This is a genomic window from Phyllobacterium bourgognense (genome assembly GCF_003337575.1).
Lineage (GTDB): Bacteria > Pseudomonadota > Alphaproteobacteria > Rhizobiales > Rhizobiaceae > Phyllobacterium > Phyllobacterium bourgognense.
This window is the reverse complement of record NZ_QPJM01000010.1, coordinates 140,805-166,643: the sequence shown is the minus strand read 5'-3', so window position 1 is coordinate 166,643 and position 25,839 is coordinate 140,805. Positions and strand designations below refer to the sequence as shown.

The window sequence follows — 25,839 nt, the reverse complement described above, 5'->3', positions numbered from 1 at the left end:
GAAAGATATGGAGCAGAAAAAGACGATCGGGTTCGTTTTCGTCGATAAATTCGCCGATTGGGAATTCGGATTGCTTTCAGGATCGGCGGTCGACTGGTTTGGCGCACGTACAGTAGCGCTGTCGCCGTCGACCGGTCCGGTCAAATCCATTGGCGGTCTCAGACTGGTGCCGGATCGTGGTGTCGCGCCTGAGGAAAATGCCGACCTCGATGCGGTTGCAGTCATCGGCGCCGAGACCTGGCCAAGCGAGGATGCTCCTGACATTGCGCCCTTATTGAGCGCCACATTGGCACGCGGCGGTATCGTTGGCGGCATTTGCGGCGGGACTTTGGCTTTGGCTCGCGCCGGGCTTTTTGAAGGGCGAAAACATACGAGCAATGGCGCCGGCTGGATACAGTCGAAAATCAACGACTACCCGGGATCTTCGCTTTACCAGGACGTTCCCCATGCGGTGCGGGACGCGCACATTATCAGCGCTCCAGGATCTGCACCCGGTACATTCACGACCAATTTCCTCGAAGCTCTTTACCCTGAAAAGGCCGGGCAGGTTGCGGAGATGCGCGAATTCATCGCCAGAGAGTATAGGACCGACAATGCGCAGGGCTGACCGCCTTTTCCAGATTGTACAGAAGCTGCGCGGCGGGCGCCTGGTAACCGCGCGTCAGCTTGCCGAAAAGCTCGAGGTTTCCGAGCGCACAATCTATCGTGACATCGCTGACCTGCAATCGACCGGCGTGCCGATTGATGGCGAGGCCGGCGTCGGCTACATCCTGCGCGAGGGTTTCGATCTGCCGCCACTGATGTTTACACGCGATGAAGTTGTGGCGCTCGTCGCCGGTGCGCGGCTGATTACAGCGTGGGGCGGTGCATCCATGGCCCGCGCTGCGGAAGAAGCCATCATCAAGATCGGCGCCGTTCTGCCCAAAGAGGAACGACCGCGCATTACGAACACTCATGTTCATTCGACTAGTTATAACATCAGTGACAACGACCGGGCACTCATCGATCTTGCGGAAAACGCTGCGGAACAATGCCGTATCCTGTCGATAACTTATACTGACCTCGACGGTAACGAGAGTGCCCGTGACATCCGGCCGCTTGGTTTGTGGTTCTGGGGCAAAGTGTGGACATTGATCAGCTGGTGCGAACTGCGCAACGATTTTCGTACGTTCCGCATTGACCGGATCGCCAAGGTCGAGAAGATCGACCGGATTTTCCGCCAGGAGCGCGGCAAGACCCTGGCAGATTTCTACCGCCGCGTAGAGTTGAGCGAAACACCCGATACCAAGGCTCGTGCGTCATGAAAAAAGCCCGGCACCGCCGGGCTTTTTCAATTGTTTTGTTTTTGTGAAGTCTATTCTTCGTCTTCGTTTTCCTGATGGCCTTTGAGCGACGACAGCTTGGCGAATACCTTGTCGGCGTCGAGCTCCTGGTCCTCTTCGCGGACCGTTGGCTGAATGTCGAGGTTTTCGGTTGCCGATGCGGGGAGCAACGTATCGCCGCCTTCGCCTGGCTGCTGTACCGGCCGACCGCGGGATGAGCGCTCCACCTCAATGTCGAGGTCGATCTGCGAGGACAGGCCAAGCGTGACCGGATCCATCGGCTGAAGGTTATTTGAATTCCAATGCGTACGATTGCGTATCTGTTCGATGGTGGATTTTGTCGTGCCGATCAGCCGCGAAATCTGCGCGTCCTTCAATTCCGGGTGGTTGCGAACCAGCCACAGAATGGCATTCGGGCGATCCTGGCGCTTCGAGAGCGGTGTGTAGCGCGGACCCTTGCGCTTGGTTTCTGGAACGCGAACCTTTGGCTCCAGAATTTTCAGTTTGTAGTTGGTGTCGGCCTCGCCTTTGGCAATTTCCTCGCGCGACAGCTGGCCAGTGATCAACGGATCAAGGCCCTTGATGCCTTGGGCGGATTCGCCATCGGCAATCGCCTTCACTTCGAGCGGATGCAGCTTGCAGAATGCAGCGATCTGATCGAAGGACAGCGCAGTATTGTCGACAAGCCAGACGGCCGTTGCCTTTGGCATTAGAAGCTGGGTGGCCATAGATATAGTCCTCTCGTTCGTCCGCTCCGGGGGCGCGGGACGTGGGTTCAACCACAATTTCCGGGAATTCGGCGCCTATATAGCGTTATTTTGTTCGATGAGCAAGAATCGGTTTCGATCACAACCTGGTACAACCCGGCGTTTCATCAAACTGTCATCAAATTGTCATTCCATTGCAATGCGGCTAGGCGAACGATCCTCCAACAATAACAGGAGGTTTCCCGAACATGTCGCGCAAATCGCTCTATCTTGGGCTCTGGACTGCCCTGGCAGCGTCCGTCGCCATTCCCGCCGCTGCTGAACCGGTTTTCAACCGTATTGCAAGCTTTCCGGTCGCCGACAATCTGCCAAAAGATGCAGACAAGTCGAAGCCGACATCGTCGGAAATCATCACTGCATCGGAAGATGGCAAGACGCTGATCTATTCCGACAGCCCCTATGGCGCAATCGGCTTTGTCGACATCACCGATCCGGCTGAGCCGCAGACAGGCGGGATCATCAAGGTCGAGGGCGAGCCAACTTCGGTTGCGACCGTTGGCGGAAATGTTCTGGCCGCTGTCAATACGTCCGAAAGCAAAGCCAAACCTTCAGGACGGCTCGACGTTATCGATATTGCCACACGCAAGCTCAAGGCGACCTGCGACCTCGGCGGACAGCCGGATTCGGTTGCGATCTCCCCCGACAAGACTTTTGCCGCCGTAGTCATCGAGAATGAGCGCGACGAAGAATTGAACAATGGCGAAATACCGCAGATGCCCTCGGGCAACCTCAAGATATTCTCGTTGAAAGACGGCGCCCCGGATTGCGCGACCATGAAAACGGTGGACTTGACGGGTCTTTCGGAGATTGCACCATCGGACGCGGAACCGGAATTCGTTTCCATCAACAGTCAGAACCAGATTGCGGTGACCCTGCAGGAGAACAATCACATCGCTGTTGTCGATGCGGCGACCGGCAAGATCGTCAGCCATTTTGCCGCAGGTACTGTCGATCTGGACAAGATCGATGTGAAGAATGACGGCGCTTTCAAGTTCGACGGTAGCATGAAGGGTGTGCTGCGCGAGCCGGACACCGTCAAGTGGCTCGACAACGATCGCTTCGTTGTTGCCAATGAAGGCGATTACAAAGGAGGTTCGCGCAGTTTCACCATCTTCACGAAGGACGGCAAGGTAGCCTACGAGTCCGGCCCTTCGCTCGAATACAAGATTGCGGAAGCCGGACATTATCCGGACAAGCGCAACAAAAAGGGTGTTGAGCTCGAAGGCGCCGAATTCGCCAAGTTTGGCGATACGCCATATCTCTTCGTTGCCAGCGAACGCGGATCCATGGTCGGCGTTTACAAGGACACGGGTGCCGATCCGGAGTTCGTTCAGCTTCTGCCCTCAGGCATTGGACCGGAAGGCGTTCTTGCGATCCCGTCGCGTAATCTTCTGATTACGGCGAATGAAACGGACCTCGTCGAAGATGGCGGTGCCCGGTCGCATGTCATGATCTATGAGCTCAAGGATCAGAAGCCCAATTATCCGCTCATCGTCTCGTCAACGAAAGATGATGGGACGCCTGTCGGCTGGGGCGCGCTATCTGGTCTCGTCGGTGACCTGAAGGAATCCGGCAAGCTCTATGCCGTATCGGATTCGATTTATTATTCCGCGCCGACAATCTATACGATCGATGCCAAGCAGACGCCGGCAAAAATCACTAACGCATTGGTTGTCAAACGTGGCGGCCAGGCAGCCCAGAAGCTCGATCTTGAAGGTATCACTACCGATGGCGATGGCGGTTTCTGGCTTGCCAACGAGGGCGATCAAGCGAAGCTTGTCCCGCATGCCATCCTCAATGTGAACGACAAGGGCGAAATCAAGAAAGAAATCGCGCTGCCGGACGACCTGCTGCCAAACCAGATCCGCTACGGTCTCGAAGGTATCACCCGTGTTGGCGAAGGCGATGACGCTGTGCTCTGGATGCTGATCCAGCGTGAATGGAAGGACGACGAGAAGGGTTTCGTCAAGCTCCTGCGCTACGATATCAAAAAGAAGGAATGGAGCGCGGTTTCCTATCCGCTCGACAAGACGGAAAAGGGCTGGGTGGGACTGTCCGAGATCACTGCGCATGACGGCCAGCTTTACATCATCGAGCGCGACAACCAGGTCGGTGCAAACGCCGTCAACAAGCGGCTCTATCGCGTGGCGCTCGACGGGCTGAAGCCTGCCAAGATCGGCGAAAAGCTTCCGGTTGTCGAGAAGACGCTGGCGCATGACTTCATGGGTGACCTCAAGGCCAGCAATGGTTATGTCGCCGAGAAGCTCGAGGGCTTTACCGTCGACTCCGACGGCAATGGTTATGCGGTGACCGACAATGACGGCGTCGACGGTTCTTCCGGCGAAACCATGTTCTTCAATATCGGTAAGGTTCAGGCAACAAACTGAGCCGGTTTTGCCGGGCTTTCGCGTCCATCCTCCCTGGTCGGGGAGGGTGGACATTTTCTTTTTAATCAACTCACATCGAGCACGATCTTGCCGATATGGTGCCCGTCCTCAATGCGTTCATGGGCCCGCCAGGCTTCATGCAGCGGGTAGATCATATCGATCACCGGCGCCACACGGCGCTCGATCAGCAGGGGCCATACTTTGAGCTCGAGTTCGCGTGCGATCTCCGCCTTGAACTCGACCGGACGGTTGCGAAGGGTGGACCCTGTATGGGTCAGACGTTTAACCATCAGCTTCGATATGTCCGTTGTGACTTTGGTACCGTTCAGGAAGGCGATCTGCACGATACGGCCATCAAGCGCGGCTGCCTCATAATTGCGTTCCGTATAGTCGCCGCCCACCATATCGAGAGTGAGATTGACACCCTTGCCGCCGGTCATCTCCTTGATCGCCTCGACGAAATCTTCATTGCGATAATTGATCGCGCGGTCGGCACCAAGTTTCTGGCAGGCTTCGCATTTCTCGTCCGACCCTGCAGTAGTGATTACTGTGGCTCCGAAGGCCTTGGCCAGCTGGATTGCCGTGGTGCCTATTCCGGACGATCCGCCATGCACGAGAAAGGTTTCGCCGCTCTGCAAGCCGCCGCGCTCGAACACGTTGTGCCAGACGGTGAAATAGGTTTCCGGAATTGCTGCGGCTTCTATGAAGCCGTAGCCCGCTGGGATCGGCAATGCGTTGGTTTCATGTACCACGCAATATTGGGCATACCCCCCGCCTGCAACGAGCGCTGTCACTCGCTCGCCCACGCGAAATCGCGTTACACCTTCGCCAACCGCGACGACATCGCCGGCGATTTCCAGACCAGGGATATCAGACGCACCGGCTGGCGGGGGATAAAACCCTTGCCGTTGCAGCACATCGGGCCGGTTGACGCCGGCGGCACGTACCTTGATGAGGAGCTCGCCGGCTTTGGGCGCCGGAACGCCGCGCTCGCCCGGCTTCAGGACCAAGGGGCCGCCCGGCGCGGTGATTTCGATCGCCGTCATCGTCGTCGGAATTGTTTCGGCCATGGTGATCTCCCTCTGAATTGATTCGCCAGAATGATTTGCAATTCCAAGCAGTTGGGCTGTATCCTCTAACACTAGGACGACAAGTGGAGGAAATAATGTCACTTTTCGACGAAGAACCAAGGCGCAAGGTTGTTCACGATATCGGGCAAGATCTGTCGTTGTTATCGGTTGCCGAACTCGACGAGCGGATTGTCCTGCTGCGTTCCGAGATCACACGTCTTGAGGAGGAGCGCTCACGCAAGGGTGACAGCAAGGTCGCTGCCGAGGCGCTGTTCCGTTGAGCCGACTAGAGCGGAGAACGATTCCATTTGGTTCTCCGCTCTAAGTTTTGCGGGTGACCTAAAATCTCCGCATTGCTGATTGAGACGAAGTCATCACCAGCCTGCTCCAGGCTGGCTCCATTCCCCATTCGCTTGAAGGGTTTGCCGTGTTCCGTTCGTTCATTCAGGTCTTCGCGCTTCTCTGTGGCACCTCCTTCCTCGTTATGGCATCCGGTCTCCACGGATTGCTGTTGCCATTGCGCGGTGGCGCGGAGGGTTTTTCGACGACGTCTCTTGGTCTTTTGGGAACAGCCTGGGCGGGTGGTTTCATCACCTCCTGCTTGCTCGCGCCACGCTTGGTGCGCCGTGTGGGGCACGTCCGTGCCTTCAGCGCCTTTGCATCGATCGCCGCGATTGTCGCGCTCCTTACCGGGATTCTCGTCGATTCGACTGCCTGGATCGTCCTTCGCGCTTTGACCGGCTTTGCCATGGCAGGCTCCTACATGGTGATCGAGAGCTGGTTGAACGAGCGCGCGACCAATGCCAATCGCGGGCAAATTTTCGGCCTCTACATGGTGGTGAATTTCGGTTCGATCACTGTAGGGCAGATGATGATCGGCTTCGGCGACGTGCATACGGGCACGTTCTTCATGCTGTCCGGCATTCTCTTTTGCCTGGCACTCATTCCAACCGCGATTTCCACGGCCAGCAGCCCGAAGCCCCTGACCGAAGTGCAGCTCGATCTGAAGGCACTTTATCGCAATTCGCCGGTGGCTTTCCTTGGCTGTATTCTTATCGGCATCGCCAATGGTGCGTTCGGAACGCTTGGCGCCGTCTATGGCGCGGAGACGGGCATATCAACCACAGAGATCGCTCTGATGATGAGTGCATCGGTCATGGGCGGTGCGCTGATGCAGATCCCGGTTGGCCGCATGTCGGACCGTACGGACCGGCGCTATGTTCTCGCCATTGTCGGGGGTGCTGCGGCAGCGATTGGCCTTTTGATCTTTCTAATCGCGCCACACCACGCCTATGCCATTCTGGCGATGACCGCCATATATGGCGGTTTGGCCTATACGCTCTATCCCGTGGCCGTTGCCCATGCGAACGATTTTTCGGATCAGCAAAGCTTTGTCAAAGTCACGAGCGGGCTCCTGTTGCTTTACGGATTTGGTACGATGATAGGCCCCATCCTTGGAGCCTGGGCCATGGAAAGCATCGCGCCTGAGGGTCTATTTGCCATCACGGCGCTGGCGCATATTTCCATCATGACTCACGCGATTATAAGGTCACGTATGCGCGCACCCGTTCCTATCGAACTGCGCGACAACTTCCAGACGGTTCATTCCGAACGCGCAACGCCCGAGGGTGTGAGGCTGGATCCGCGTGCCGAGACGCTGCCCGAATAGTCCGGTCCAGTACGAAATTCGTTGACATTGCCGCTGGTTTAAAATGACTATTCTCACATGGTCGAAACGGATGCCTTTGCAGCAATTTCTGATCCAAACCGCCGCTATTTGCTCGAGGAGCTCAGACGCGGACCAAAAACTGTGAACGAGTTGGCGATCGGCTTGCCGATTTCCCGTCCCGCCGTCTCCCAACATCTCAAGGCGCTTTTGGACGCGCGGCTTGTATCAGTCAAAGCCGAAGGCACGCGGCGGATCTATGCGGTCGATGACAACGGATTCCTTCATCTGAATCTCTGGCTCGATCAGTTCTGGAACGAGTAATCCGCTGAAAAGCAAAAACCCGGCTCACCGCCTATGCGGGAACCGGGTTTTTTCTGGTTGCCAGTACAACGCTTCTTCAAGCTATCGACTGGAATTCTGCGGTCCTTCTGGGTCGTTAGTGGTGAGTGACGGCTGCTTTCAGTCTTTCAATCTGCTCTTTGAGCACCAGCTTGCGTCGTTTCATATTACTGATCGTCAGGTCGTCGGAGGCGGGACTTAACAGCGCGTCGGAAATTTCCTTTTCGAGCGCTCCATGCTTACGTTCAAGCGTTTCAAGATGAGACTCAATGGCCATCCGGCTTCTCCCTTGGTTGGTTTCGTCACGTATGCATGCTCTGCTTGCAAGGCAGCAAGTTTATGACAGAGCCGTGACACTGTGCCATCACTTTAAGCAATTGTCGAATTTGTTTCGTAGGATTTTCTTGTTCCTTGAAATATGATATGGCGACGTGCTGGCGAGGACAGGTTGTCCACAACCAGAGACGCGATTCTTTTTACAGCGAAATACCGGGAATCACTGCATGTCCGACCAGGATCAGGCTGACATTCGATTGGCAGTCGCAAGATTAAAACAGGAGCATCTGGATTTCGATGCCGCCATACAAGCAATGATCCAGGTTGGCTGCGACCAGCTTCGTATCCAGCGAATGAAGAAGAAGAAGCTCATCATCAAAGACAAGCTCATCGAGCTTGAAGACAAGATCACTCCCGACATTATCGCCTGACCTTACCTTGTTATTGCAGTTCCGTTGCCAGCTTGCGGCGGTCCGTCTTTTCCGTTAATTCCTCCCGACAGATTTACAGGATGCTCGATGGCTGACAAACGCGCCGATGTTGCAATCATCATGGGAAGCCAGTCGGATTGGGCAACCATGCGTCACACTGCCGAAACGCTGGATAGTCTCGCCATCTCTCATGACGACCGCATTGTTTCCGCGCACAGAACTCCTGACAGGCTTATAAGTTTCGCCAAGGGTGCGCGCGAAGCCGGTTTCAAGGTGATTATCGCGGGTGCGGGTGGGGCTGCTCACTTGCCGGGGATGGCCGCATCGATGACGGCGTTGCCGGTGTTTGGCGTGCCGGTCGAATCAAAAGCGCTTTCCGGGCAGGATTCACTTCTGTCGATCGTGCAGATGCCAGCTGGTATCCCCGTTGGCACATTGGCGATTGGTCGGGCCGGCGCGGTCAATGCCGCCCTGCTGGCCGCTGCGGTTCTCAGCCTGAACGATGCCGCGCTGGCAAAGCGGCTGGATGATTTCCGCAAGGCACAAAGCGACAAGGTCGCGTTGAGACCTTCTGACGAGGCATAAGCATGATTTCTCCAGGATCAACAATCGGTATTGTCGGTGGTGGTCAGCTTGGCCGTATGCTCGCCATGGCGGCAGCTCGGCTCGGTTATAAGACTGTCATTCTTGAACCGCAGGAGAATTGCCCGGCGGCGCAAGTCGCAAACGAACATATCGTTGCGGCTTATGACGACCGGAATGCGCTTGAACAACTTGCCGACCTTAGCGACGTCATCACCTACGAATTCGAAAATGTCCCTGTCGATTCGGCCGAAATACTCAGTGAAATCAAACCTGTGTTTCCATCGCCCCTCGCCTTGAAGGTCTCGCAGGACCGCGTCAGCGAAAAACGCTTTCTCAACAACGCAGGGATCCAGACGACACAATGGCTCAGTGTCGAGAATGAGGGCGATCTTGAAGCGGCTCTGTTGGCCTTTGGCGGCAAAGGCATCCTCAAGTCACGTCGTTTCGGCTATGACGGCAAGGGACAGGTCAAGTTTTCCGGCAAAAAAGGTGAGGACGCCAAAAAAGGATTCGCTGCCATTGGCAGCGTTCCCGCCATACTGGAAGCGCTGGTCGATTTTGTCTGTGAAATTTCCGTCATCGCAGCCCGGGACGAAGCGGGCAATATAAAGACTTATGACATCACCGAGAACGTCCACAAGAACGGCATTCTCGCGACCTCGACTGTGCCGGTCTCTGTATCATCGACCGTTGCGGGACTTGCCGCCGATGCAGCCCGTAAACTGTTGGAAGGCTTGGACTATGTCGGCGTTGCCGGCTTGGAATTCTTCGTGCTTGCCAATGGGACTGTACTGGCGAACGAATTTGCCCCGCGCGTGCACAATTCCGGTCACTGGACTGAAGCGGCCTGCGCCGTGTCGCAATTCGAACAGCATATCAGGGCAATCACGGGCCTGCCGCTCGGCGATACGAGGCGGCATTCCGATTGTGTCATGGAGAACCTGATCGGTGACGATATCGCAAAAGTTCCAGAAATCCTCAAGGAAACCGGCGCTGTCCTGCAACTCTATGGCAAGGCGGAAGCACGTCCCGGCCGCAAGATGGGCCATGTGACGCGGATCACGAAACGCCTCTAGCGATAAATAAATGCGTGATTCCCCGATGAATCATGCCATGAATCGTGAGCTGGGTGTTGACAATACAGGTAATCCTTGGCTATTTCCCCGCAACGTGTTTACGGCGCGCTTTTGAGGCGCGCTTTTTATTGGTGCCCGGTTTCGGGCGAAAGATACCGGTGCTGAAATGAAGATCAAGAACTCGCTTAAAGCCCTGAAGGGCCGTCATCGTGATAATCAGCTGGTCCGTCGCAAGGGCCGCATCTATATCATCAACAAGACTGCTCCGCGTTTCAAAGCGCGCCAGGGCTAATATTACCCGTCTCACGGTTATTTGCATTTGACGTTTCGCTGATACGGATTACCATTCGTGTCATGCGGAACGTTGTTGTATTTTCAGCTAGTTTTTTACTTGCCTCGCCGGCAATTGCCATCGCGCAGGATCAACTGCCGCCGCCGCAACAGGCCGCCTTGCCCAACCAGACATTGGCTGAAAAGCGCGCCGCGCGGCTCGACGACCTTTTTGCCTCGCTCAAGCGCGAAAGCAACGAAGTCAAGGCGGCGCGCATTGCCTCACAGATCCAGGCGCAATGGCAGAATTCCGGTAGTCCCACTATCGATCTTATGATGGGCTGGGCCGGTAAGGCTATGGAAGAAAAGAAGTATTCGGTCGCGCTGGATTTTCTGGACCAGGTTGTCGTGATGAAGCCGGACTATGCCGAAGGCTGGAACAGACGCGCAACTCTCAATTTTCTCGTGAACGATTACGGGCGCTCCATGGCGGATATCCAGAAGACACTGGCGCTTGAACCACGGCATTTCGGGGCAATGGCCGGCATGGCGGCGATCCTCAAGGATACCGGCCGCAAGGAGGCTGCACTACAGGCTTTCGAGCGCGTTCTGACAGTCTATCCGATGATGCGCGAGGCGCAGAAGCAGGCGGGTGAACTGGCCGACGAATTGACCGGTCAGCGGACGTAATGCACGTCGCCACAACCATTTTTCCTGCATAAGTAGAAAAACATGCGCCAGAATCGATGATTCTTGCACCGGATTCTGTGGTTCTTGCGTAGGATTCCGGTCATTGCGTTCCATTTGTCCATCGGAACGCAATGACCCTTTTTAAAAAGCGCTTAGATGCCTGTCAGCCCATCCGATCCGATGTAGGCGATGCGCAACATATTGGTCGAACCCGGCGTACGCAGCGGTACGCCGGCAGAGATGATGATGCGATCACCCGGATTGCCGAACTCTTCCTGATAGGCGATGTGACAGGCACGATCCACCATGTCATCGAGGTCGCTGGCATCTTCCGTTACAACGCAGTGCAATCCCCAGACGAGGGAGAGCTTGCGCGCCGTTTCGACGACCGGCGACAGCGCGATGATCGGCAAGAGCGGCCGCTCGCGTGCTGCGCGCAGTCCGGTTGTGCCGGATGCGGTGTAGGTAACGATGGCCGAGAGGTTGAGCGTTTCGGCGATCTGGCGGGCAGCCAGCGAAATCGCATCGGCGCCCGTCGCGTTCGGCTCGGGACGCTGGGCGTGAATGATGCCCGGGTAGTTCGGATCGCGCTCGACCTCTTCGGCGATGCGCGCCATGGTCGATACGGCTTCGACCGGATAGGCGCCGGCGGCGGACTCCGCCGAAAGCATGACTGCATCGGCGCCTTCGAATACGGCTGTCGCAACGTCCGAAACCTCGGCTCGCGTCGGAACCGCTGCCGTGATCATCGATTCCAGCATCTGCGTTGCGACGACGACTGGCTTGCCGGCTCTGCGGCAGGCACGGATGATCTGCTTCTGGATACCGGGAACCGTCTCCAGCGGCATTTCAACACCGAGATCGCCACGAGCAACCATGAGCGCGTCAGAGAGCTCGATGATCTCCTCGAGGCGGGTGACCGCCTGCGGCTTCTCGATCTTCGACAGCAAGGCAACGCGGCCGCGCGAGATCTTGCGTACTTCGGCAAGATCCTCCGGCCGCTGGATAAACGACAGGGCAACCCAGTCGACTTCCTCCTGCAGGACAGCATCGAGGTCGCGCCGGTCCTTCTCAGTGAGGGCGCTGACGCCGAGCGTCGTATCGGGCAGGCTGACGCCCTTCTTGTCGGAAATCTTCGTTCCGGAGACGACACGGCAGCGAATGTGCTTGCCGTCGGAAGCTTCCGCCACGAGCGCGAGCTTGCCATCGTCGATCAGAAGGCGATGACCCGGCTCAACGGCTTCGAGAATTTCCGGATGGGGCAGGAATACGCGGGTATTGTCGCCCGGCGTGTCATTGTCGTCGAGCGTGAAGGTCTGCCCGGCAACGAGATCGGCCTTGCCGTCCTTGAACTTGCCGACACGCAACTTCGGCCCCTGCAGGTCGGCGAGAATGCCGATCGGCCGCCCAAGTTCCTTTTCGACATTGCGCAGGCGGCGCACGAGTTCCCGCATCAGGTCATGGCTGGCATGGCTCATGTTGATGCGGAATACGTCCGCGCCGGCTTCGAACAGCTTGCGGATCATGGCTTCGTCGGAGGAAGCGGGACCCAGTGTGGCTAGAATTTTGACCTTGCGGCGGCGTCTCATGGAGCGGGGGTATCCGTTACAATTGGAGAGGAGGGGGGATTTTCTTCCGTAAGCTGGACCATCCAGCTCGTCTGCTCGCCGGTATCGTATTCCTGGAATCCGGAGCGCTGGAAGCCGCGCGCGAAACAGTCATTGATACCGGTAATCTTGAATTGATTTTCGGCGACGCACATGTTCACCCTGCCATCCCAGCGCCCGCCACTCTGGGCGTCTTCGGCGTAAAGATAATAATAGCGCGAAGTCAGCGGGCCGACCACAAGCGTTGTGCACGAGGACGCATTGACGTGCCACCAGCCCTCGGTGACCCAACCGGATTTGGCCCGGTAGCCGAGCGCGACGCCGACGAGATTTTGCGTTGTGTTGCAGACGCGAAAATCGGCATGGGCCTTGTCGGGCGCAAAAAAACTGCCCGCAATGAAAATGAATAAAAAAGCTGCTAGAGCATTTCCGTTTTTCTTCGAAATACCGAACTGCCCCAGCCTTTTGTTGTTACGCAATTTCGGACGCAAAACCGCTGCGCACTTTTGCCGGAATTGCTCCAGGGTGTGTCGATATTCACGCCATGACGGCCTGCAAATGGCATTTTTCTGCGATACGGTGCTCACGGACCGATAAGTCCGCCGCTGCGCTCCGGTTCTCGAAAACCACCATTTTCGGCTTGGCCTGGCCTGAATCTCAACGCACCCGAGAAAGCCGCCCAATCGCGTCCGCTGATGCTGCTGTTCAGCGTGGAATATAGACCACTTGCGCAATATTGCCTCCGTACGTCATGGTCACCCTTTTCGGTAGTTTCTTGTGCATTGTCAACGCAACCACGTAGAGTTCCTGCAACACTAAGACAAAAGAATGATGCCCGTGGTGAGAGCAATGCTGTGAAAGACAAAAAACAACCCTTGTTCGGTTTGAAAGACCTTCGTTGATTGCGAATTTCCCGTTGTCGTCACCTTCACGGCAATCGGCAAAAAGCAGCTGTTCTTGACGCAATGAATCGTTACTCCATATGTATGGAGCCAGGCATCTGGCCCCGAACCAGACCCGATCGAGGACGTTTAAATGAGCAATCTTACTGACGACCAGCGCATTGCGCTCGAAGCCGCCGTTTTTCGCCGGCTTGTGGAGCATTTGCGGACCCGCAGCGATGTGCAGAACATCGACCTGATGAATCTGGCGGGGTTCTGCCGCAACTGTCTGTCGAACTGGTATCGCGAAGCGGCTGAAGCGTCCGGCGAAGAGCTTTCCAAGGAAGAATCGCGCGAAATCATCTATGGCGAACCCTATGCGGAATGGCAGGCCAAGCATCAGCGTGAAGCCAGCGATGCACAGAAAGCGGCTTTCGAGACGAACAAGCCCGCACATTGAGGGGGCGCACAACCAGACGAATCCGACTCTATTGTCTTGACTCACCACGCACTGGTCGGGCATCGGAACCCCTCGCGCGACCGGTCTTGAGTCGCAAGATGAATTTTTACGGAGCGAGAGATGAGCATGGATGATTTGGCAGCACAGGGTGGCGTCGAAGGTGTGGCTGCGGCAGAGCTTCGACAGTTCATCGAGCGCATCGAGCGACTGGAAGAGGAAAAGACAACGCTCCAGGACGACATCAAGGAAGTGATGGCCGAAGCCAAGGGTCGCGGTTACGACACCAAGATCATCCGCACGATTGTCCGCCTGCGCAAGAAGGACGCCAACGAGCGCAAAGAGGAGGAGGCGATTCTTGAGCTTTACATGAATGCGTTAGGTATGGTCTGAACGGCAACCTGATGTCATAATCCTATTTTGGCATTGCCATCCATTACGCTATCCCTGGTCCATTTCGCATGGGCTTCGGGACGGCATGGCTTCGGTCTCGCTGCAAATCATGAAAGGACGCCAGGCGATCTGGCTGTCCGGAGCGTTACGGGAGAAGACTCTCCCTGCATGTGCTTTTCTGACAGCGGTGCGGGAAAGCGAATCGTTGGCGACGAGCGAGGCAAAACACCTGTGATCCCCAAGTGGCCGGCACAGCCTCCGGAATAGATCTGATCTGCAAGACTCCAGATGCGGGGCATTTTGCCAAAACCAAGCATCACAGATAGGCGAGCGTGCCCAACGACGAATAATGTTGGTTCAACATGTTGAGTTGCCTCATATCGGTTTCGTCAATGGCAAAATCGAACACGTCGAGATTCTCTTCCATATGACTGGCTTGGTTCGCTTTGGGAAGCGGGATCGTTCCGCGCTGCAGGTTCCATCGGATAACCAGTTGCGCCGGTGTTTTGCCGTACCTCGTTGCAATATGTGAGAGGGTGTCGTCGTCCAGACGCCGGCTGCGGGTCAGCGGACTGTAGGCCTGGATCGCGACGCCCCGTCTGGTCGCCTCGCGTAACATAGCCTCACTGTGGCCGAAGGGACTCCACTCGATCTGATTAACCACTGGCGCTTCGCCGGTCGCGTTCGTCAGTTCGTCAATAAGTTCGATCGTGTAGTTGCTGACACCGATATCGGTGGCAAGACCCTCGTTTTTCGCTTGCAGCAGTCCGCGCCAGAGGCTCTCGCCGGAACCTGTTGGCGGTGGCCGATGTATGAGCACCAGGTCTGCATGATCCAGTCGGAGTTCGTCCAGGTTTTTACGGGTCGCCTCGTAAGCATTGTCGATCTCCTCGACTTTGGTCACAAGAAAGATGTCTGCACGTTCGATGCGGCTGCGTCGGATTCCCTCGCCGATCTCTTGCTGCGTTCCATAGTCGCCGGACGTGTCGATGAGGCGGTAACCGAGTTGCAATGCAGTTTCTATCGCCTGCACCGTATCATCTCTTAGCTGCCAGGTTCCCAGACCCATTACAGGCATGCGGTTGCCGCCGCGCAGTTCTATCGCGTTCGTTCGGTCCATCGCCCTTTTCCTCCACTGGTCCACATGCCCTTTCCAAGTTGTTACCTTGTGATTGGTAACATCAGCGCCGGGGATAGGTTCCACCATCGGATTGCCTGCAGCGGCACCGGCCAAAGGATTCGGTGCAGGCTCAACCAATCGGGAACGCCATAGTGGTCAAACACCGTGGTTGCACCAAAACAAGGAGGAACTGGCAACAACCATATTCAGCCGCTTGTTTGAGATAAGCGGAACTAAATCCGCAGGCGAACGCTTTATCGTCATCGGTTGGCGCCGAAAACCGTAGCTGTGAGATTGCGCATGAAAATGGGCGGGGTCTGCAAAATAGCTGTTGTATGCCTTTTCGGGTTTGGATTGCAGGGTTGTTCAGGCGAACGGTCCGCGCTCGACCCTGCCGGCAAGGAAGCCGAAGAACTGGCCAAACTCTTTTGGATAATGCTCTCGGGAGCCGGCATAGTATGGCTGTTCGTCCTCCTTGCGACGTTTGCAGCAGTCAGATTTCCATCTTCAACCTTTGCGGGGATTCGCCCCGGTTTATTCATATTCATCAGTGGCGTAATTTTTCCCACGATTTGTTTGGGTGGCCTGCTCGTCCACTCATTGCGCCTGCTTCCCGGTGCTCGGGACGCGAAAGCCGACATGATCGTCAAGGTAAGCGGTGAACAGTGGTGGTGGCGGGTCAGCTATATGAGCCCCGGAGGTGAGGACGTCGTCTCCGCAAATGAAATCAGAATCCCGTCCGATGCGACGGTCGAGTTCGAACTTACAAGTCCCGACATCATCCATTCGTTTTGGATACCAGTGTTGGGCGGCAAAATGGACATGATCCCGGGACGGACCAACCACTTGCGTCTGCATCCGGAGAAAGCTGGAGTCTATCGTGGTGTTTGCGCAGAATATTGCGGAACATCGCATGCCTTGATGGGGTTTCCCGTCGTCGTTCAAACACAAGCGGAGTTTGACGCCTGGTTGAAACTCGAAAAGTCGGATGCAGTTCCTCCGGGTTCGCCCGCCGCCATCAACGGCGAACGCTTGTTTATGTCCACGGGCTGTCGCGCTTGCCATACGGTTCGTGGCACCGAGGCGAGGGGGCAGATCGGCCCGGACCTGACGCACTTCGGAGGCCGCAAAACAGTGGGAGCCGGCATTCTGGCAAACACGAGTGCCAACGTCGAAAAATGGCTGCGTGACACGGGAAAGGTGAAACCCGCGGTGCGCATGCCGGAATTCAACATGTTGCACTCCGGTGAAACGCGGGATTTGGCAGCTTACCTGACGGGTCTCAAATAGGTGGATGGTATTCATGAGCGACATCCATCAGGGCCAAGCCCATGTCCAGGACGCGCAAACGGAACGTCTCAGAGAGGTTTGGAAAAATCCGGTCGGATGGCGGCGCTTCTCTGAAGTCAACAACTCGGTCATAGGTCACTGGTATACGGCAACAGCGTTCGCATTTCTGATTTTCGCAGGCGGTTTAGCGCTCTTGATGCGGGCGCAACTGGCCGTTCCGGATAATGATCTTGTAACCGCGCAACTCTACAATCAGTTGTTTACCATGCACGGTACAGCGATGATGTTTTTGTTCGCGGTTCCCGTTTTTGAAGGTGTGGCGATCTTAATCTTGCCGGCAATGCTCGGCGCGCGCGATCTGCCTTTTCCGCGTCTGTCGGCCTTCGGCTATTGGTCATTTCTCATCGGCGGCGTTTTTGTCTGTGGCTCGATATTTTTCAACGCCGCGCCGACCGGCGGATGGTTCATGTACCCGCCGCTGACCACGGATACGCGTCAATCCGGCATCGGTGCAGATATCTGGTTGCTCGGGCTGTCATTCATCGAAGTTTCATCGATCGCTGCGGCGGTGGAACTGATTGTAGGTGTACTGAAGTTCCGGGCTCCCGGTATGAACATCAATCTAACGCCACTCTACGCCTGGTATGTTCTTGTCGTGGCTGGCATGATTCTGTTTGCGTTTCCTCCTTTGATTGTCGGCGATTACCTGATGGAATTGCAACGGGCCTTCGACTGGCCGTTTTTCGATCCCAAGCGGGGCGGAGATCCGCTCCTGTGGCAACACTTGTTCTGGATTTTCGGTCATCCCGAGGTCTATATAATTTTTCTCCCCTCCATCGCCTTGTTGGCCATGATCGTTCCGACTTTCGCACAGCGTCCGATAGTCGGTTATTCATGGATCGTCCTGTCTGCCCTCGGTACGGGTTTTCTGAGTTTTGGACTGTGGGTGCACCACATGTTCACCACCGGGCTCCCGTCATTGTCTCTCGGGTTCTTTTCCGCCGCCTCGGAAGCCGTCGCCATCCCGACCGGAGCTCAAATATTCGTACTCATTGCCACGTTGGCACTGGGAAAAGTCGTTTCGTCCACGCCATTGCTGTTTGCTGCAGGCGCGCTCGCCATTTTCGTATTTGGAGGGCTGACCGGAGTGATGCTCGCGCTGGCTCCTTTTGATTTCCAGGCGCATGACACCTATTTCGTTGTCGCCCACCTGCACTATACCCTGTTCGGGGGCATGATTTTTCCACTGCTCGCGGGCGTATATTATTATTACCCCTTCGCGACCGGGCAAAAACTTTCGGATCACGCGGGAAGGGTTGCCTTTTGGTTGATGTTCGTCGGCTTCAACGCCACCTTCCTGCCGATGCACTTCACGGGCTTGCGCGGCATGCCGCGCCGGGTGTTCACCTATCCGGCGGATGTGGGCTGGGACTGGTTCAATTTCATTTCGTCAGTCGGCGCGCTCGTCTTTGCCGCCGGCTTTTCCGTCGTCCTTATCGATGTGCTGCGACCCAAGAAACAAAAAGCTGATTTGGACGGCAATCCCTGGAATGCAGGAACGCTCGAATGGCTCGCGCAACGCGATGAAAGTTTTGGCATGCGCACCATACCGATCATCCGTCATCGTTATCCGATCTGGTACCAAAAGAACTTTGTTCAGGACGTACGCGAAGGGCGTTTCTATTTGCCTGACGCGGAGGATGGCAGGCGTGAGTCTCTCGTAACGTCGGTTTTGGACGCTGAACCCGAGCAATGCGCCCGGATACCCGGGCCGACCTTCCTCACGCTCTTCGCCGCGATCTTTCTGGGCGCTACTTTCATTTTTGCTACTTATCACTGGTGGATATCCACGCTCGCGAGCGCTTTTCTGACGCTTGCCACGATCTTGTCGTGGTTGTGGACGGGCACAGGCGAAATCCCCGAAAAGCAGTTTCGAGATATCGGACTTCAACGCCGGGTACCGCTGTATCGCTCGGGACCAGCCTCCACTGGCTGGTGGGCCATGTTCATCACCATGACAGGCGATCTCACGGCATTTCTCAGTCTCATGTTCTGCTACTTTTTTTACTGGACCATTCACACCGATTTTCCACCAGGGGCAGACGGCAGTGGAACGTACTGGCTTGCAGGCTCGGCATGCCTGGTCATCCTGGCCTGGACTTCGACGCTCTTGGCGCGGCGATTGAACAGCGCCGGTTACCCTACAGGTTTTCGATCCGCACTTTATGCTGGAGCAGCGTTGGGGATCCTGGGCGTTGTGGCCATGCTTGCCGGTCCCTGGTTTTCGAAAATGGACCCAACAGCCAATGTCTATCCGGCGACCGTTTGGGCGATTGTCATCTGGGTTGCCGTGCATACGTCTGTGGGGGTCATCATGCAGGCCTACTGCATCGCCCGCGCCTATGCAGGGAGGTTGACTGCCCGACATGACATGGAGATCTGGAATGTCACCTTATACTGGCACTTCGCCTGTTTTAGCGCGGTGGTCGCCTTGGCCACGCTCGTTGCTTTCCCGAACCTGACATGAGGGCGCCATGACACGCGAAACCGAAACGGGTCACAATCTTTGGCGGATGCTTGCGCCCCTGACGATATGGGCGCTGCATTTTCTCGCCTGCTATGTTGCGGCTGCGATCCTCTGTGCCAAATACCCTCAGATCGCAGACCTTTCGCCCCTCCGCCATCTGATATTTCTTGTCACTTTCCTTGCGGTGGCAGGTGTCGCCTACATCGGATTCTCGACGCTGCGAATATGGCGGTACAGCCTGGATGGCGATCTGGATTATGACCACGACACGCCCGAGGAGCGGCATCGTTTCCTTGCGCACGTTACGCTGATGCTATGTGCATTATCTGTTATAGGAATCCTGTACGTCGCCATTCCGGCCGCAATAATCGGATCATGCCGATGAAGGAAACGGCTAGCCTCGCTGCGGGACTTATTGTGCTGGCCATGGCTTGGAGCGGGCCGTTGGCGGTCGTCAGCCAACCGGGTTTTTCCTTCCAGATGTTGACGCACATGCTGGTGATTGCAGTCGCTTCGCCACTTTTGGCAGTCTATCTGCGGCCTGTTCTGCAAGCCCGGGCATCCCCGATAGTGATCGCCACAATAGCATTCGTTTCCAGTCTGGCTGATTTCATCGTTATCTGGGCCTGGCACGTTCCTGTCCTGCACGATTACGCGCGCTACAACAGCTTAGTGTTATTGGTTGAACAGGCATCATTTCTCTTCATAGGAGTCGTGGTCTGGACGTTTGCGCTGGCCACATACCAGACAGCAAGGCGCACAGCGGGCCTCGTCGGAGCGGGGGTTCTGTTTTTTACATCGATGCATATGACGCTGCTTGGTGCGCTCCTGGCGCTGGCGTCTCGCCCTCTTTACGGCAGCTGTCTGGATGGAGCGAAGGCGCTCAACATGAGTGTTCAGGAAGACCAGCAACTCGGAGGCGTGGTTATGCTGGTCATGGGCGGTTTGATTTACCTTGGCGTCGGCCTTGCCCTGGCCGGTGCCTCCATCGGAGCAAATGACGACTTGTCTCTGCGTAAAAAGGAAGGGAGCTGATGCGCTCGCGCTTCGTGCTGGTAATTGCCCTTGCAGGGCTATTCATTGCTGCGGTTTTTGCCTGGTCGGGTCTATTCAACGTGGCTGCGAGCAGTGGGCATTTCAAGATCACAGCATGGTTCCTGCACTACGTGATGCGCCAGTCGGTGAAGACCCATTCGATCGGCATCGTGCCGCCTGATCTGGATGATCCTGTGCTGATCCGCCGTGGCGGAGCCCACTTTGAGACGGCTTGTGTTTATTGTCATGGAAGTCCTCTTGCGGATAGTAGCCCCGTGGCACGACAGATGACCCCAGCCCCTCCGCGGCTTCGACACACCTTGGACAAGTGGAAGTCCGCCGAGCTCTTCTGGATCGTCAAGCACGGCATCAAGTATACGGGCATGCCAGCATGGCCGGCTCAGGACAGGGACGACGAGGTCTGGGCGGTGGTCGCATTCCTTGAAGTCCTGTCGACCATGTCCGCTGCGTCTTACCGAGAAATAGCGTTCGGGACTGAATCCGAGCGTGTCGCTGTACCGACCGATGTCCCGCAATCGAAAGGCTGTGCTCGATGTCATGGTCAAGACGGCGAGGGCGATGACATCGAGGCGTTTCCCCGGTTGGACATACAGTCCGAGCGATATCTTGGTGCGGCACTGCAAAGCTACGTTCAAGGCCGGCGACAGAGCGGCATCATGGAAGCTGCCGTTTCCGGACTCACGCCCGCTGACATCGAAGCACTCGCCCGTTACTACCGGGCACCCGCCGAATACGGTCAGGCCAAGCACCAATCAGCAGGCGATGCGACCTTACTCAAGGGACAGAAAATTGCGCGGGAAGGTATTGCTGAAAAACAGATTCCCGCATGCAATAGCTGTCATAAATCAGAGGGCAACATGCCCAATTTCCGTCCCGATTTTCCTCGATTGGCAGGACAGAACAAGCGGTTTCTGATCGATCAGTTACATCTGTTTGCCGCTGAAAAAGATCGAGGTGGAACGGCCTTCGCCGGGCTTATGGCACCCTTCGCGCATAAACTCGACAACGAAGATATAGACGCCGTCGCGGCCTGGTATGCTAGTTTGGCTGCCAGTAGCAATTGAGATTCGTCGGGAGCGGCGATAGCAGCTACCCGGCGTCAGTCTCCTAGTCATCAGCGCGTGGTTTATTATGGCCGCTTTCCTGATTGAGGCCGCGGATCTCCGGGCGTTTGCCGCTATCGGCAGCATCGGCGGGGGGAGCTCGAAATTTGTCACCCTGGCGATAGGCCTCGCGTAATTTCTTCGATTGTTTCAGATCGCGCTCCGCGGCCCCGGGGTCCACTTCCTCGTCCGGGCTTAACCGGCCTTCAATGATGTCTATCTGCCTGTCGTGTGTTTTTCTTCCGACCATGGTTCTGATCCTTCATATGTGTCTGTTGTTCGGGCGGCAGCGGCGTTTGCTGATGGTGCACAAGGAGCCACTGCGAATTCGTGCGCGTGTAGATGGAGCTGCAGAGCGCCCTGTAGGGGAGATCGCCATCGCGTTGCGCTATTGCCCGATAAGTCAGCACCGTTACGCGAGTGTCCAGTTCTACCAGGCTGCCGTTCTCCATCTCGATCGTTTGCCAGCGGGGCGCCTGCTCAAGTGCCGCGGTGATCTCATTTCCAACGAGGACGCCGGGTGGTTCCGGAAACACCATGATGCAATCGGGCGCCAGAAACGTCGTGTAGTAGGCCGCATCATTGAGCCAGAAGCCACGTTCCATCTCCCACAGCGCTTCGCCGTTAGCGCTGTCGTTTTGTGTCACGGAAGTCCTGACAAAGAATGGCAGCAGTTCGGAGATGCCGGAACCCAAGAGGTTCATATCTATTCTCCTCGTCATTGCAGCAGCCCTATGGCCGCTAAGGTGGATGGTTGCACCGGCCTTGCTCAATCGTCGTTCAAACGGTTTGCCGCATGATCATGGTACTGTTCGGTCTGTATCTGTTTGCCGTCCGCACCACGGTCACGCGAGTGCTGTGCCTTGTCCCTGTTGGACAGGACCCTGTTTTCAGGAATCTTGTCCTCCGGCGTCTTTGACATTGCGCCTTCGCCTGAGCCTTTGCCCTGTGAACCTTTGCCAAAATGCTTTTTACTGGCTTGCGCCATGGGAGTTTCCTTTCATGCTTGTTCCACGAGTGGAGCGATCATTTTCCAGCCTTTTTCCGTGGATCGTGCGTGTGATGGCTATCTCGCTCTCCGCCGCCGCCCGATATCTTGCTCTTCGCGCGCTGATCGGACTCGGCCGGTGGCTTGTGGATTTCGAGCGGTGCCTTGGCATTTTCGTGCGAGGCTCCCGGACCTCCCTGGCGAATGCTGGCTGGCGTCTTGGTTGATGTTGGCATGATGCACCTCAACGATCCTGCTGATAACCCTGATGGGTCGTGTTGACTTTGGTGTTGCCGGTCTGGCCGCGCTTTTCCGGATGGTCGGTTGCACTTCCGTGCTGGGCCTCTTGCTTATCCTCAGGATTGGCGGCATCGCCGGTTCCCTTGGGCGAACGATTGTCCTTGGGGACAGGGGGTGGTTTGGCAGTCATGGTTTTTTCTCCTTTCCGTTGCAAACCAATCAGTCCACCGAATGTTCCATCAGAAACATTCATCGTGGGGAACCGCGCTCACAAGCCAAACGGATAAGTGTCTGGCACACCCGGCTTGGCATGCTCCGCCCCGAGCGGTGTGAGGGCAGAGGTTTCGTCAAACCAGACAAAAGCATCGAATTGACGCGCAAGCGACGCTTCAGCGTAATGGCTGAGCACCTCGGTTTCCGGTCGATAGATCACACCGATAAACCGCTCCAACCGCGGTTCCGTCAGGCGCTGGCTGAGCAGCTCGTGTCGATCAAAATCAAGAAGGAAACGCGGAATGGCCGCCTCATGGCAAAGCCGTTCGTAGCTGTCGTGGTGCGAGTGGCGCACGTCCATTATCTGCATCTCGCCATCCCAATCGGCGGCTGCAGCGACCGTGCCGGCATGCGTGCTGAATCCGATCAGAACTGTTTCCTTGTGGAAGCGCTGGCGGCAAAGTTGGCCGATGTTCAGTTCGCCGCGCACGACACCCATGTCGGTATAGCGAGCGTCGCCGATGTGCGAGTTGTGCGCCCATACCACTGCCTTGGCATCCGGGCCCCCTGTCTCGAGGATACGGCAGAGCGTCTCGAACATATGCGTGTCGCGCAGGTTCCATGATTCAGGACCACCATAATACATGGTGCGGTAGTAGCGCTCCGCCGCAGCGACGAGGCGTGCGTTTTGCGCGGCATCGAAATAGTCCTTGCCATCCCGTGCCGCGTAGTCGAGGCGGCGATTGAGCAGATCGCGGCACTGGGCGACAACCGCATCTTCGCATCTCCGGTAGCCGGCGGTGAGCACGGCGCGTCCGTAGCTGGAAGGCTCCTTTTGCCAAGGCGTCAGACAGCCGTAGCGTTCGCGGGCGATCGCCGCCGACTGGGGATCGATCTCATCCAGATAGTCAAGGACGGCTGCGATGGATCCGCTCATGTTGTAGATGTCGAGGCCGTAAAAGCCGACCCGTCGTTCTGGCTCAACCCTTCCATTGTATTGACGCATCCAACCAATAAAGGAATCCACATCGGTGTTGCGCCACATCCAGGTGGGAAAGCGCTGGAACGGCGGGTCGGAACCGGGCCGTGCCTGCCCGTGCCGAACATAGCGGTCGATCTCCGCTGCATCGGGCCAATCCGCCTCAACGGCCACGATCGTGAAACCGTGTTTTTCGACAAGATGCCGGGTGATCGCGGCTCGGGCACTGTAGAAATCCGATGTCCCGTGGCTGGCCTCGCCAAGCAGGACCACACGCCGGTCAGCAAATCGGCCAAACAACTCTCCGAACGCCGGGTCATCGGATCCAGGCAGCGGTTCTGCGGCGTCTGCGATCATGTCAGGCAGGGTTTGTTCGCGCGCTGCGGTGACGGGACGGCCACTCTCGTCTGCCCAGCCCTGCTCGCCAATCAAGGGGACGAACATCACCGAGCCGAGGTCCTCCGTCTCAAAGTCGGTTTCGCTCGTGCGGGTCAGTTTGCGAAGCGTCTGACTCCATTCGTCAAGGCCGACCGGGATCACCAGGCGACCGCCAATCGTCAGCTGCTCTTTCAGCGCCCGGGGTACCTCCGGTCCGCCCGCCGCGACCAGAATGACATCGAAGGGCGCGGCTTCTGGCCATCCTTTCGTGCCGTCACCAATACGCAGATCGATGTTGTCGTAGCCGAGTTCCCGCAACCGCTTGCGGGCGGATTCGCCAAGGGTGTGATGGCGCTCGATGGCAAACACCCGCTCAGCTATCTGGCTGGCTACCGCCGCCGCATAGCCGGACCCTGCGCCTACATCGAGAACGGTTTCACCGGGCTTCAATTCCGCGGCTTCAATCATCCGCGCAACGATGTAGGGTTGCGAAATGGTCTGGCCCTCGCTTATCGGCAAGGGACTGTCCTCATAGGCAAACTCTTCAAATCCCGGATCGACAAAAACTTCGCGCGGCACACGGCGCATGGCCTCTAGAATGTGGGAGTCATTTATACCGCGCCGGGCGATCTGAACATCTACCATCCGGTTTCGCGCGCGGGGAAGGTCGAGCATTATCAGCGCTCCAGCAGTGGTGTATCCGCTTTCTTAACCTCGAACGAAGGCAATGGTTCCGGTTTTCAATTTCCAGCAAAAGCGCGACTGCATCGCCGCGAAGGGTGCACGCAGGGCTGACCCGCGTCCAACTACGCACCGGTATCGTCGTGACTCGCGCTCAGTGGTTTGGATTCGGGCGACCCCTTGTAGCGAAGGAAAATTGACAGAACGACCAGCATTGCCGTTGAGAAGAATTCGGACTGCCAGTTCTGAAACGATTCAAACCAGAACCGCGCACCGCCAATATAGGCAAGTAGCGACTGCGTGCTATTTCCATGGGTAACGGCTTCGGCATTCGATGATACGTGGCTGGCCAGCATATGCCCGAGGAAGGAAAGGATAAACAAGAACACCAGGGCCAGACCAAGGGAGTAGCGATACAGCCAGCGTAACAGAGGAACATTACGCAATTTGGCCGGGTAGCGGGGCTTGTCGTTCTCGTCGCCTTCTTCGGGTGGTGCCTCCGGGTCGCGGGATTCGGCAGATCCCTTCTGGAAGAGATATGCGGTAAGAACAACGTAGGTTGCCATTTGTAACCATTCGCTCTCCCAATTTTCAAACAGCGCCGACAGGAAATTTGCGTTGGTCAAGTATTGGGCGAGTGATACCGCAGGCAGGCCATGTTGCGTCAGCCGTTCGTTTTCATGGTAATGGCCGGCGACGGTCATGCCGATCATGCTAATGAGGAACGCGGTCAAAAGGGCAACAGTCAGGCCGTTGTTGCGCAGTGTACGCATATCGGTTCTCCGGTGGTAGAATCTATCGATTCACCAAAGTCGCGCCAATCGACAACATCATGCAGGACACCGACCATCCTTTCATCCTCCCCATCCAAGGCGAGCATCACCCGCAATGGGTGGAAGATATACGGTTCTTCATCGTCGGCGAGATAAGCAGCATGGGCGCTCGCAGCAATCGAGATAGCGTGCTCCAAAGAGGTCATGCGGGGTTTCTCCCAGCGCTTGGTGATGACTCTCTTTAATCCTCGGAAGAACAAGGCGTTCCATC

Annotated in this window: 32 protein-coding genes; 18 read left to right on the top strand and 14 right to left on the bottom strand. The window is 56.6% G+C overall.

What is annotated here, in order from left to right; genetic code table 11:
- Positions 1–7 precede the first annotated feature (7 nt).
- Together C7476_RS17750 and C7476_RS17745 are read left to right on the top strand one after the other, a co-directional pair.
- Positions 8–607, top strand: a complete 600-nt coding sequence (locus C7476_RS17750) for a DJ-1/PfpI family protein (protein ID WP_114431242.1) — start codon at positions 8–10, stop codon at positions 605–607.
- The gene (locus C7476_RS17745; RefSeq protein ID WP_114431212.1) at positions 594–1,304 is read left to right on the top strand and encodes a helix-turn-helix transcriptional regulator; all 711 of its coding nucleotides are present in this window, start codon (positions 594–596) and stop codon (positions 1,302–1,304) included. Before C7476_RS17750 ends, C7476_RS17745 begins: the two co-directional genes overlap by 14 nt.
- Before the next feature lie 50 nt (positions 1,305–1,354).
- On the opposite strand, the gene C7476_RS17740 is transcribed toward C7476_RS17745, so the two are convergent.
- Entirely contained in the window at positions 1,355–2,050 is a 696-nt protein-coding gene (locus tag C7476_RS17740) for a DUF1013 domain-containing protein (protein WP_114431211.1), read from the bottom strand.
- A gap of 227 nt (positions 2,051–2,277) precedes the next feature.
- On the opposite strand from C7476_RS17740, the gene C7476_RS17735 reads away from it, so the two are divergent.
- Positions 2,278–4,476 carry an esterase-like activity of phytase family protein gene (locus tag C7476_RS17735; protein ID WP_114431210.1) on the top strand — a complete coding sequence of 733 codons (2,199 nt, stop codon included), beginning with the start codon at positions 2,278–2,280 and terminating at the stop codon, positions 4,474–4,476.
- Between the two features lie 65 nt (positions 4,477–4,541).
- Here C7476_RS17735 and C7476_RS17730 read toward each other — a convergent pair whose 3' ends face one another.
- A complete protein-coding gene (locus tag C7476_RS17730) occupies positions 4,542–5,546 on the bottom strand; it encodes an NAD(P)H-quinone oxidoreductase (RefSeq protein WP_114431209.1) in 1,005 nt (334 codons plus the stop codon).
- A 95-nt stretch (positions 5,547–5,641) separates the two neighbouring features.
- On the opposite strand from C7476_RS17730, the gene C7476_RS17725 reads away from it, so the two are divergent.
- The 3 genes from C7476_RS17725 to C7476_RS17715 all read left to right on the top strand — a co-directional run bounded on the left by C7476_RS17725 (position 5,642) and on the right by C7476_RS17715 (position 7,536).
- Complete coding sequence (locus C7476_RS17725; protein WP_114431208.1) at positions 5,642–5,827, top strand: DUF1192 domain-containing protein; 186 nt, start codon at positions 5,642–5,644, stop codon at positions 5,825–5,827.
- 146 nt (positions 5,828–5,973) lie between these two features.
- A complete protein-coding gene (locus C7476_RS17720; protein WP_114431207.1) occupies positions 5,974–7,215 on the top strand; it encodes an MFS transporter in 1,242 nt (413 codons plus the stop codon).
- A 57-nt stretch (positions 7,216–7,272) separates the two neighbouring features.
- Positions 7,273–7,536 carry an ArsR/SmtB family transcription factor gene (locus C7476_RS17715; protein WP_114431206.1) on the top strand — a complete coding sequence of 88 codons (264 nt, stop codon included), beginning with the start codon at positions 7,273–7,275 and terminating at the stop codon, positions 7,534–7,536.
- A gap of 115 nt (positions 7,537–7,651) precedes the next feature.
- Here C7476_RS17715 and C7476_RS17710 read toward each other — a convergent pair whose 3' ends face one another.
- Positions 7,652–7,831, bottom strand: a complete 180-nt coding sequence (locus C7476_RS17710; protein WP_114431205.1) for a YdcH family protein — start codon at positions 7,829–7,831, stop codon at positions 7,652–7,654.
- 226 nt (positions 7,832–8,057) lie between these two features.
- On the opposite strand from C7476_RS17710, the gene C7476_RS17705 reads away from it, so the two are divergent.
- The 5 genes from C7476_RS17705 (at position 8,058) to C7476_RS17685 (ending at position 10,882) form a co-directional block, all read left to right on the top strand.
- Positions 8,058–8,261, top strand: a complete 204-nt coding sequence (locus tag C7476_RS17705) for a YdcH family protein (protein ID WP_099997693.1) — start codon at positions 8,058–8,060, stop codon at positions 8,259–8,261.
- An 87-nt stretch (positions 8,262–8,348) separates the two neighbouring features.
- Complete coding sequence (gene purE, locus C7476_RS17700) at positions 8,349–8,846, top strand: 5-(carboxyamino)imidazole ribonucleotide mutase (protein WP_114431204.1); 498 nt, start codon at positions 8,349–8,351, stop codon at positions 8,844–8,846.
- 2 nt (positions 8,847–8,848) lie between these two features.
- Positions 8,849–9,922: a 5-(carboxyamino)imidazole ribonucleotide synthase gene (locus tag C7476_RS17695; RefSeq protein ID WP_114431203.1), complete on the top strand. Its 1,074-nt coding sequence runs from the start codon at positions 8,849–8,851 to the stop codon at positions 9,920–9,922.
- Between the two features lie 166 nt (positions 9,923–10,088).
- Positions 10,089–10,214 (top strand): type B 50S ribosomal protein L36, encoded by a 126-nt coding sequence (gene ykgO, locus C7476_RS17690; protein ID WP_091880250.1) that lies wholly within the window; start codon positions 10,089–10,091, stop codon positions 10,212–10,214.
- A gap of 62 nt (positions 10,215–10,276) precedes the next feature.
- Positions 10,277–10,882, top strand: a complete 606-nt coding sequence (locus C7476_RS17685) for a tetratricopeptide repeat protein (protein ID WP_114431202.1) — start codon at positions 10,277–10,279, stop codon at positions 10,880–10,882.
- Positions 10,883–11,034: 152 nt separating this feature from the next.
- On the opposite strand, the gene pyk is transcribed toward C7476_RS17685, so the two are convergent.
- Positions 11,035–12,471: a pyruvate kinase gene (gene pyk / locus C7476_RS17680; RefSeq protein ID WP_114431201.1), complete on the bottom strand. Its 1,437-nt coding sequence runs from the start codon at positions 12,469–12,471 to the stop codon at positions 11,035–11,037.
- A complete protein-coding gene (locus C7476_RS17675; protein WP_114431241.1) occupies positions 12,468–12,893 on the bottom strand; it encodes a DUF1036 domain-containing protein in 426 nt (141 codons plus the stop codon). Before C7476_RS17675 ends, pyk begins: the two co-directional genes overlap by 4 nt.
- Positions 12,894–13,524: 631 nt before the next feature.
- Between C7476_RS17675 and C7476_RS17670 the strand changes: the two genes are divergently transcribed.
- Both C7476_RS17670 and C7476_RS17665 read left to right on the top strand, forming a co-directional pair.
- On the top strand, positions 13,525–13,830 hold the full coding sequence (locus tag C7476_RS17670; RefSeq protein WP_112524550.1) for a DUF1244 domain-containing protein: 306 nt from the start codon (positions 13,525–13,527) through the stop codon (positions 13,828–13,830).
- Positions 13,831–13,950: 120 nt separating this feature from the next.
- Positions 13,951–14,220, top strand: coding sequence for a DUF2312 domain-containing protein (locus C7476_RS17665; protein WP_370637210.1), 270 nt, complete (start codon positions 13,951–13,953; stop codon positions 14,218–14,220).
- Between the two features lie 316 nt (positions 14,221–14,536).
- Here the strand turns inward: C7476_RS17665 and C7476_RS17660 are convergent, their stop codons facing one another.
- On the bottom strand, positions 14,537–15,478 hold the full coding sequence (locus C7476_RS17660) for an aldo/keto reductase family protein (protein WP_245426402.1): 942 nt from the start codon (positions 15,476–15,478) through the stop codon (positions 14,537–14,539).
- A gap of 162 nt (positions 15,479–15,640) precedes the next feature.
- Here C7476_RS17660 and coxB point away from each other — a divergent pair, with 162 nt between their 5' ends.
- Genes coxB through C7476_RS17635 form a run of 5 tightly spaced genes read left to right on the top strand, consistent with a single transcriptional unit; the run spans position 15,641 to position 21,277 of the window.
- Positions 15,641–16,630: a cytochrome c oxidase subunit II gene (gene coxB, locus C7476_RS17655; RefSeq protein WP_342633351.1), complete on the top strand. Its 990-nt coding sequence runs from the start codon at positions 15,641–15,643 to the stop codon at positions 16,628–16,630.
- A gap of 13 nt (positions 16,631–16,643) precedes the next feature.
- Entirely contained in the window at positions 16,644–19,157 is a 2,514-nt protein-coding gene (locus C7476_RS17650; RefSeq protein WP_114431238.1) for a cbb3-type cytochrome c oxidase subunit I, read from the top strand.
- Positions 19,158–19,164: 7 nt separating this feature from the next.
- Positions 19,165–19,542, top strand: a complete 378-nt coding sequence (locus tag C7476_RS28210; protein ID WP_181872490.1) for a hypothetical protein — start codon at positions 19,165–19,167, stop codon at positions 19,540–19,542.
- Positions 19,539–20,192 carry a cytochrome c oxidase assembly protein gene (locus C7476_RS17640; protein WP_245426401.1) on the top strand — a complete coding sequence of 218 codons (654 nt, stop codon included), beginning with the start codon at positions 19,539–19,541 and terminating at the stop codon, positions 20,190–20,192. The genes C7476_RS28210 and C7476_RS17640 overlap by 4 nt, the downstream gene beginning before the upstream one ends.
- Positions 20,192–21,277, top strand: coding sequence for a c-type cytochrome (locus C7476_RS17635; RefSeq protein ID WP_114431198.1), 1,086 nt, complete (start codon positions 20,192–20,194; stop codon positions 21,275–21,277). The genes C7476_RS17640 and C7476_RS17635 overlap by 1 nt, the downstream gene beginning before the upstream one ends.
- A gap of 43 nt (positions 21,278–21,320) precedes the next feature.
- Here the strand turns inward: C7476_RS17635 and C7476_RS17630 are convergent, their stop codons facing one another.
- The 8 genes from C7476_RS17630 to C7476_RS17595 all read right to left on the bottom strand — a co-directional run bounded on the left by C7476_RS17630 (position 21,321) and on the right by C7476_RS17595 (position 25,774).
- Positions 21,321–21,566, bottom strand: coding sequence for a hypothetical protein (locus C7476_RS17630; RefSeq protein WP_114431237.1), 246 nt, complete (start codon positions 21,564–21,566; stop codon positions 21,321–21,323).
- On the bottom strand, positions 21,523–22,020 hold the full coding sequence (locus tag C7476_RS17625) for a nuclear transport factor 2 family protein (protein ID WP_181872488.1): 498 nt from the start codon (positions 22,018–22,020) through the stop codon (positions 21,523–21,525). The genes C7476_RS17630 and C7476_RS17625 overlap by 44 nt, the downstream gene beginning before the upstream one ends.
- Positions 22,021–22,085: 65 nt before the next feature.
- Positions 22,086–22,304: a hypothetical protein gene (locus tag C7476_RS17620; RefSeq protein ID WP_114431196.1), complete on the bottom strand. Its 219-nt coding sequence runs from the start codon at positions 22,302–22,304 to the stop codon at positions 22,086–22,088.
- Between the two features lie 38 nt (positions 22,305–22,342).
- On the bottom strand, positions 22,343–22,540 hold the full coding sequence (locus tag C7476_RS17615; RefSeq protein ID WP_114431195.1) for a hypothetical protein: 198 nt from the start codon (positions 22,538–22,540) through the stop codon (positions 22,343–22,345).
- 8 nt (positions 22,541–22,548) lie between these two features.
- On the bottom strand, positions 22,549–22,734 hold the full coding sequence (locus C7476_RS17610) for a hypothetical protein (RefSeq protein ID WP_114431236.1): 186 nt from the start codon (positions 22,732–22,734) through the stop codon (positions 22,549–22,551).
- A 78-nt stretch (positions 22,735–22,812) separates the two neighbouring features.
- Positions 22,813–24,789, bottom strand: coding sequence for a protein-L-isoaspartate(D-aspartate) O-methyltransferase (locus tag C7476_RS17605; RefSeq protein WP_114431194.1), 1,977 nt, complete (start codon positions 24,787–24,789; stop codon positions 22,813–22,815).
- A 131-nt stretch (positions 24,790–24,920) separates the two neighbouring features.
- Entirely contained in the window at positions 24,921–25,568 is a 648-nt protein-coding gene (locus tag C7476_RS17600; RefSeq protein ID WP_114431193.1) for a DUF6766 family protein, read from the bottom strand.
- On the bottom strand, positions 25,541–25,774 hold the full coding sequence (locus tag C7476_RS17595; RefSeq protein WP_114431192.1) for a hypothetical protein: 234 nt from the start codon (positions 25,772–25,774) through the stop codon (positions 25,541–25,543). The genes C7476_RS17600 and C7476_RS17595 overlap by 28 nt, the downstream gene beginning before the upstream one ends.
- Positions 25,775–25,839: the final 65 nt, after the last annotated feature.